At 72.1% G+C, this 4,648-nt stretch carries 5 protein-coding genes; 3 read left to right on the top strand and 2 right to left on the bottom strand.

Going from position 1 to position 4,648, the window contains the following annotated elements:
* From GPJ59_RS33690 to GPJ59_RS33680, 3 genes are all read left to right on the top strand, one after another.
* A partial coding sequence (locus GPJ59_RS33690; RefSeq protein WP_219671735.1) for a pseudouridine synthase occupies nt 1-911 on the top strand: 911 nt, incomplete at its 5' end.
* Between the two features lie 128 nt (nt 912-1,039).
* Nucleotides 1,040-1,777 (top strand): NUDIX hydrolase, encoded by a 738-nt coding sequence (locus GPJ59_RS33685; protein WP_219671733.1) that lies wholly within the window; start codon nt 1,040-1,042, stop codon nt 1,775-1,777.
* A complete protein-coding gene (locus tag GPJ59_RS33680; RefSeq protein WP_219671731.1) occupies nt 1,774-2,802 on the top strand; it encodes an ADP-ribosylglycohydrolase family protein in 1,029 nt (342 codons plus the stop codon). The genes GPJ59_RS33685 and GPJ59_RS33680 overlap by 4 nt, the downstream gene beginning before the upstream one ends.
* Nucleotides 2,803-3,159: 357 nt before the next feature.
* Here GPJ59_RS33680 and GPJ59_RS33675 read toward each other — a convergent pair whose 3' ends face one another.
* Together GPJ59_RS33675 and GPJ59_RS33670 are read right to left on the bottom strand one after the other, a co-directional pair.
* Entirely contained in the window at nt 3,160-3,855 is a 696-nt protein-coding gene (locus GPJ59_RS33675) for a nucleotidyltransferase domain-containing protein (protein ID WP_219671730.1), read from the bottom strand.
* Between the two features lie 67 nt (nt 3,856-3,922).
* Nucleotides 3,923-4,267 carry a DUF952 domain-containing protein gene (locus GPJ59_RS33670; protein ID WP_219671729.1) on the bottom strand — a complete coding sequence of 115 codons (345 nt, stop codon included), beginning with the start codon at nt 4,265-4,267 and terminating at the stop codon, nt 3,923-3,925.
* Nucleotides 4,268-4,648: the final 381 nt, after the last annotated feature.

Raw genomic sequence — 4,648 nt, 5'->3', positions numbered from 1 at the left:
GCTCCGCGGCCCGCGGCGGCGCCAAGGGAGCCCCCAAGGCCCCCCAGGGCGGCAAGGGCGGCGGCTACGGCTCCCGCTCCGGCCAGTCCCGCCCCCGCGAGTACGACGCCCGGATCGAGGAGCGCAACCGCGAGCGCTACGCGAACAAGCCCGAGATCAGGACCCCCAAGACCTTCCCCGGCGCCGAGCAGGAGGGCGAGCGGCTGCAGAAGGTGCTCGCCCGCGCCGGCATGGGCTCGCGCCGCGCCTGCGAGGAGCTCATCGAGCAGGCCCGCGTCGAGGTCAACGGCCGCATCGTCACCGAGCAGGGCATGCGCGTCGACCCGCAGAAGGACGAGATCAAGGTGGACGGCCTGACCGTCGCCACCCAGTCGTACCTCTTCTTCGCACTGAACAAGCCGGCCGGCGTGGTCTCCACCATGGAGGACCCCGACGGCCGCCAGTGCCTCGGCGACTACGTCACCAACCGCGAGACCCGGCTGTTCCACGTCGGCCGGCTCGACACGGAGACCGAGGGCATCATCCTGCTCACCAACCACGGCGAGCTGGCCCACCGGCTGACCCACCCGAAGTACGGCGTGCAGAAGACGTACCTCGCGGCCATCACCGGCCCGCTGCCGCGCGAGATCGGCAAGCGCCTCCAGTCGGGCATCCAGCTGGAGGACGGCTGGGCGCGCGCCGACCACTTCCGCGTGGTCGACCAGGTCGGCAAGAACTACCTGGTCGAGGTGACCCTCCACGAGGGCCGCAAGCACATCGTCCGCCGCATGCTCGCCGAGGCCGGCTTCCCGGTGGAGAAGCTGGTCCGCACGTCCTTCGGCCCGATCGAGCTCGGCGACCAGAAGTCCGGCTGGCTGCGCCGCCTGACCAACACCGAGGTCGGCATGCTCATGCGCGAGGTCGACCTGTAGCCCGTACCTTCCCGAAGCCCGCGGCGCCACACGGCGCCGCGGGCTTCGGCATGCAAGAACCGGCCGACAGCCCTTGCCACCACACCACGGCCCTTTTATAGTCGGAGTGACTATAAAAAGGGGTGGAGATGTCGGACGGGTACGACGGCTATGACCCACACGCCTACGAGCCGTTCGCGGTGGCGGCCGATCTGGCCGTCTTCACGGTGCGGTCCGGCTCGCTGCACGTCCTGCTGATCCGGCGCGGCCAGGAACCGTACGCCGGCGCCTGGGCGCTGCCCGGCGGCTTCGTGCTGCCCCGGGAGTCCGCGGAGACGGCGGCCCGCCGCGAGCTGGCCGAGGAGACCGGCCTGGCCGACGAGGTGGTGGCCGCGCTCCACCTGGAGCAGCTGCGGACGTACAGCGAGCCGGACCGCGACCCGCGGATGCGGATCGTCTCGGTGGCCTTCACGGCGCTGGTGCCCGACCTGCCGGAGCCGGCGCCCGACGGCGGCGGCGACGCGGCACACGCCCGCTGGGTGCCCGTCGCGGACGCGGGCGAACTCGCCTTCGACCACGCGGCCATCCTGGCGGACGCCCGCTCCCGGATCGGCGCCAAGCTGGAGTACACCTGCCTGGCCACCGCCTTCTGCCCGCCCGAGTTCACCCTCGGCGAGCTCCAGGCCGTCTACGAGACGGTCTGGTCGACCCCGCTCGACCGCCCCAACTTCCGCCGCAAGGTGCTCGCCACGCCCGGATTCGTCGAGGCCGTGCCGGGCGCCGCCCGGCTGACCGGCGGGCGCGGCAAACCCGCCGCCCTCTACAAGGCGGGCCCCGCCACAGCCCTCCACCCACCCCTGCTCCGCCCGGAAGGACACCGACGATGACGCTGACGAGGACTCCGACCGAACGAGCCGCGACGGGCGCGCTCATCGGCCTGGCGCTCGGGGACGCCCTGGGCTTCCCGACCGAGTTCAACGACGTCCCCGGCATCCTCGCCAAGTGCGGCCCGTGGCGGGAGATGCGGCTGCCCCGCCCGGCGATCGTCACGGACGACACCCAGATGACCCTGGCCCTGGCCCGCGGCATCCGCACAGCCACGGCCCGCGGCCCCCTCGGCCCGCTCCGGCTGACTCACCCGGTCCGCGAGGAATTCGTAGACTGGTACCAGTCCCCGGAGAACAACCGCGCCCCCGGCAACACCTGCCTGCGCGCCTGCAACCTCCTCAAGGACCCGCAGCGCGACTGGCACGACGCCAGCCAGACCGGCTCCAAGGGCTGCGGCGCGAACATGCGGGTCGTGCCGGTGGGCCTGGTGCCGGGCTGGACGCAGGAGGAACGGGCGGGCGCGGCCCAGCTCCAGTCCGCCCTCACCCACGGCCACCCCACCGCCCTGGCCGCGTCCGACCTGACCGCCCACGCGGTGTTCCTGCTGGCACAGGGGGCCGAAGTGACCGGCCTGGTCGGCCGGTTGCGCTCGTACGCACTCCAGCAGCGCACGACGTACCACCAGCGCTGGCTCGGCGACCTGTGGATGCGTACGGCCTCCGACGCCTCGCCGGAGTCGTTCATGGCCCGCGGCTGGGACGAGTGCCTGGCCGCCCTGGACCGGCTCGCCGCGGCCCTGCGCGCACCCTCCCCGGAGACCGACCCCTGCCTGGCCACGGGCGAGGGCTGGATTGCCGAGGAAGCCCTCGCCACCGCCCTGCACTGCTTCCTGCTGTTCCCCGACGAGCCCCTGACGGCACTGCGCCGGGCAGCCTGCACCGCTGGCGACTCCGACTCCATCGCCTGCCTGACGGGCGCCTTCGCAGGCGCCCACCTGGGCGCGGACGCCTGGCCCCGCGACTGGGAGGGCCGCATCGAGTACCGCGAGGAACTGCTGGCCTTCGGCACACTGTGGGACGCGTAGGGCGACCACGGAGGGACGGAATCCACGGAGGGCGGAATCCACGGACGGGCGGGATCCACGGACGGGCGGGATCCACGGAGGGCGGAATCGGCAGACGGGTGGCAGACGGGTGGGATCCACGGAGGGACGGAATCCACGGAGGGCGGAATCCGCAGACGGGTGGGATCCACGGAGGGGCGGAATCCACGGACGGGCGGGATCCACGGACGGGCGGGATCCACGGAGGGCGGAATCGGCAGACGGGTGGGATCCACGGAGGGACGGAATCCACGGAGGGCGGAATCCGCAGACGGGTGGGATCCACGGAGGGGCGGAATCCACGGACGGGTCGCTCATCGGGCAGGTATGCGGCGGTGCTCAGCAGAGCAGGGCGGACGCACGCCGAGTACGCAACAGAAAGTCCTCAACACGCTCCCGGTCCGGCTCCTCCGGGAGAGGGCTGCCGTCCAGCGCGGCCCCGGCCTCCGCCGCCAGCCGGTCCATCCACGCCTCGACCTCCGCCCAGTCCGCCTCCCCGCGCTTGACCGCGAGCAGCCGGTCGCGCTGCTCGCCCACGTCGATGACGAGCCGCCCAGAGCGCAGCAGATCACGACAGGACAGCAACAGCCGCACCAAGTGCATGGCGTGCTTCCAGCGCGGGGCGCCGTGCTGCCGCACGTCCGCCTCCAGCTTGCGGCGCTGCGAGACGGCGTAGCGGGTGAAGGTCACATGGGCCCGGCGGGAGAGGAAGGCCTCCCGCAGGGACAGGAGTTCCTCGCCGACCGGGGTGACGACCTCCACGAGGGGGGAGTGCAGGCACTCCAGGATGTTGGGGTTGGCGGTGAGCGCGAGCCCGCAGAAGCGTTCCAGCTCCCATGAGAACTGCTCCTCCAGCGGGCCTTCCACATGCGTCGGAGGCTTCTCGAACCCCCAGAACAGCGGCGTCGGGGCGAGATAGACACCGCGCCTGTCGGTGTCACTCGCGTCCGTCGCCAGCCCGAAGGCGCGCGAGCCCATCACACAGGAGTAGATGGTGTGGTCGCGCACCAGCGCCAGGGGAGTCCGCTCGTCCATCGGGCGAGGGTAGGCGCACCCCGGGCGGCTACGCGAGCGTGATTTCACCAAACATCCGCCGCGCGGGTCACGCGGCACCCGGTTCCCACAGTACGAGCGAGGCGGGCTGCCCCGATTCCCGTACGACCTCCCAGAGCCGGACGGCGGCCGCCCGGTCCAGGGGACCGTGGACGTGCGGATAACGGGCACCCGATTCACCCTCCCGGCGGACCTCGGAGGTCAGCGCCCGCTCGTCGAGCTCGACGGCGAGCAGCGTCCCCGGAACGTCCCGGTAGTGCGACTCGGCGATCTCCAGAACGGTGGGCCGGTCCGCCGAACAGTGCACGAACCCCTCGGAATCGAGCGACGGCGGTGCATACGGCAGGTCGGGCTCGGCGGCCCAATCAACAAGCGGAACAACATGAAAGATCATGCCGCTCGTTCTACCGCAGGCGCCGCCCCCGGTGGTGTCAGCAGCCGCCCGACGCCACATCAGAAGAATGACGGCCAGGTGGACGCCGAGACGACAGAAGCGCGTAGCGATCGGACGCGCCCGGACTCCGCCCCGGCCTGCCGGCCGGGGCGCGCAATCGCCAGGGCATACCGCCCGAAGGGCGCGTTCCTGCCAAGAGGGCTTCGGCCGGGGCGTCATCGCGGGGCTCGGATGACCATGGCTTCCCCCTGCCGTCCCTCCCTCGGTGCCTGCTCGTCAGTCTGTGTCTGGGTGGGGCGGTGGTCGGTGTCAAGGGTGGAGCGCAGCGACATCGCGCAAGCGACGCCCGAAGGGCGCTCTTGACGCCGGCCGCCGACCCGC

Origin of the sequence: Streptomyces bambusae (assembly GCF_019400985.1) — a bacterium.
GTDB lineage: Bacteria > Actinomycetota > Actinomycetes > Streptomycetales > Streptomycetaceae > Streptomyces > Streptomyces bambusae_A.
Note: the sequence above shows the minus strand (reverse complement) of the source record. Positions and strands in the feature narration are given on the sequence as shown.

Bases quoted from the DNA above. Each gene is read 5' to 3' on its own strand.
- GPJ59_RS33685 (WP_219671733.1), top strand. From the start codon at position 1,040: ATGTCGGACGGGTACGACGGCTATGACCCACACGCCTACGAGCCGTTC.
- GPJ59_RS33680 (WP_219671731.1), top strand. From the start codon at position 1,774: ATGACGCTGACGAGGACTCCGACCGAACGAGCCGCGACGGGCGCGCTC.
- GPJ59_RS33675 (WP_219671730.1), bottom strand. From the start codon at position 3,855: ATGGACGAGCGGACTCCCCTGGCGCTGGTGCGCGACCACACCATCTAC.
- GPJ59_RS33670 (WP_219671729.1), bottom strand. From the start codon at position 4,267: ATGATCTTTCATGTTGTTCCGCTTGTTGATTGGGCCGCCGAGCCCGAC.